Origin of the sequence: Okeania sp. SIO2F4, assembly GCF_010672385.1 — a bacterium.
In the GTDB taxonomy this organism is placed as follows: Bacteria; Cyanobacteriota; Cyanobacteriia; order Cyanobacteriales; family Microcoleaceae; genus Trichodesmium.
This window is the reverse complement of record NZ_JAAHGT010001256.1, coordinates 1-2,087: the sequence shown is the minus strand read 5'-3', so window position 1 is coordinate 2,087 and position 2,087 is coordinate 1. Positions and strand designations below refer to the sequence as shown.

At 36.8% G+C, this 2,087-nt stretch carries 2 protein-coding genes; both read left to right on the top strand.

Translation table 11 applies throughout. The features are described from left to right. The coding region (locus tag F6K22_RS39440; RefSeq protein ID WP_293110471.1) for a GatB/YqeY domain-containing protein at positions 1-280 on the top strand (280 nt) is incomplete at its 5' end. A 727-nt stretch (positions 281-1,007) separates the two neighbouring features. Then, positions 1,008-2,084 carry a chemotaxis protein CheB gene (locus tag F6K22_RS39435; RefSeq protein WP_293110469.1) on the top strand — a complete coding sequence of 359 codons (1,077 nt, stop codon included), beginning with the start codon at positions 1,008-1,010 and terminating at the stop codon, positions 2,082-2,084. Positions 2,085-2,087 lie beyond the last annotated feature (3 nt).

Here is a 2,087-nt window from a genome sequence, read left to right as displayed (position 1 = left end):
ATTGGCTAAACAACGCCGGGATTCTATAGAGCAATATACTCAAGTAGGTCGTCAGGAACTAGCAGATCAAGAAGCAGCAGAATTGGCCATTATTGAGGAATATTTGCCAAAACAGTTATCTGATGATGAGATTGCTCAGGTAATAGATGAGATTATTGTCCAGGTGGGGGCTAGTTCTGCTAAAGATATGGGTAAAGTTATGGGCCCGGCAATGCAGCAGTTGAAAGGTAAGGCTGATGGTAAAAAAGTTCAAGAAATGGTTAAGACTAGGCTAAATTAATAGTTAAACAGCAAGCTAAGAGACTGTTTATTAAATAAAGATTAAGACAGCTAGAATGGTTAATCTCGGTGGGTTATGACGGACAGCTTCTACCTAGGATTAGCAAGAAGAGATATTTGGGCTTAACCCACACTACACAAGAATTTAACTTTGATTTAACAAACAGTTTCTTAAAAATAGGGGTTGGGAGTATATAGCACAAGTCAGAAGTCAAATTCTGGCTGTGACTAAATTTGAGAGGAGCGAGAATGTCCTAATCGCCCTGGCTACTGATATACTTTTGAGCGAATAGCAAAAAATAAATTATCTAATTTTTGAAATAAACCTGTTTGTTTCCTTGTTTCTATTCCTCGCTCCCTACTCCTTAAATTCAGGGTAATTGTATATTTTGTGATTTGGATAAAGCATCAATAATCTGAAAGAGGGTGATATAGCAGTCGAAGCAAAGATTAGGACATCTATTACAATCTTCAAACGAGCGTCAGGGATTACTTCTGACTTCTGACTTCTGACTTCTGACTTGCGCATAGCGCTATATAGTTGCCACTAGGTTCACCTTTTATGTCGGGGACAACCGAAAAGCGAAACGGATGTTCTATGGCTATTACAACAAAGCCGTTTTATAGTATCGACTGTTGAGAATTTTAGATCCCAGTATAATAAAAACGATGTTAAATAAAATATCAATAAAATATAAATAAAATTCAATAAAATTCAATAAATAATAATGAGTAATAATAAACTAAACAAGTTCTTTGTGGTAGGTATAGGTGCATCAGCAGGAGGTTTACGGGCAATAGAAGAATTCTTTGATTATATGCCTAGTGATAGTGGCGCTGCATTTGTAGTGGTACAGCACTTATCTCCTGATTTTAAAAGCTTGATGAAAGAACTACTTGAGCGACGCACACAAATGCAAGTCCATCGAGTTGAGGAGGGTATTAAACTAGAACCTAATAATGTTTATTTGATTCCTCCCAGAAAAAATTTATTTGTACATAATGGGTTTCTCAGTCTCACAGAACAAGATGTTAATCCTCGCCTCCATCCTAATTATCCGATTAATCTTTTTTTTGAATCTCTAGCAAAAGATTATGCAGACAAAGCAATAGGTGTAATTTTGTCAGGTAGTGGCAGTGATGGCGCTCAAGGTTTACCGTCAATAAATGAAGCAGGAGGTTTAGTATTTGTACAATCTCCGACTACAGCAGAATTTGATGGGATGCCTCAAAGTGCGATCGCTACGGGAGTAGTGGATCGGGTACTACCACCGAAAGAGTTAGCTAAACTAATTTATGATATTGTGCAGATGCGTAAAGTTCGTTCTCCTGTTCAAGACAACTATACTGGAGAGATAGATCCCAAACACCTCAAAGAAATTATTGAAATTCTCAACGCATCAGAAAAAATAGACTTTTCTTATTACAAGATTAATACCTTGACTCGTCGTATTTCTAGGCGTTATTCTATAGCAGGATTTGCCGATCTAGATAATTATATTATTCGTTTGAGAGATTCTAAAGAAGAGCAAAATTTATTGTTAGAGGATCTGTTGATAGGAGTAACTAGCTTTTTCCGCGATCCAGAAGCTTGGAAAATCTTAGAAACAAAAATTTTACCTAATATCATCACACATTTAGGTGAGGAACAATTAAGAGTTTGGGTGACAGCGTGCGCTACAGGTGAAGAAGCTTATTCTATGGTGATGCTCCTAGATAAAGTCATGCAGCAGATGGGAAAAAATAATTCAATTAAAGTTTTCGCTACAGATATTGATACAGCAGCTTTATCGAGCATTTGGTGAGGA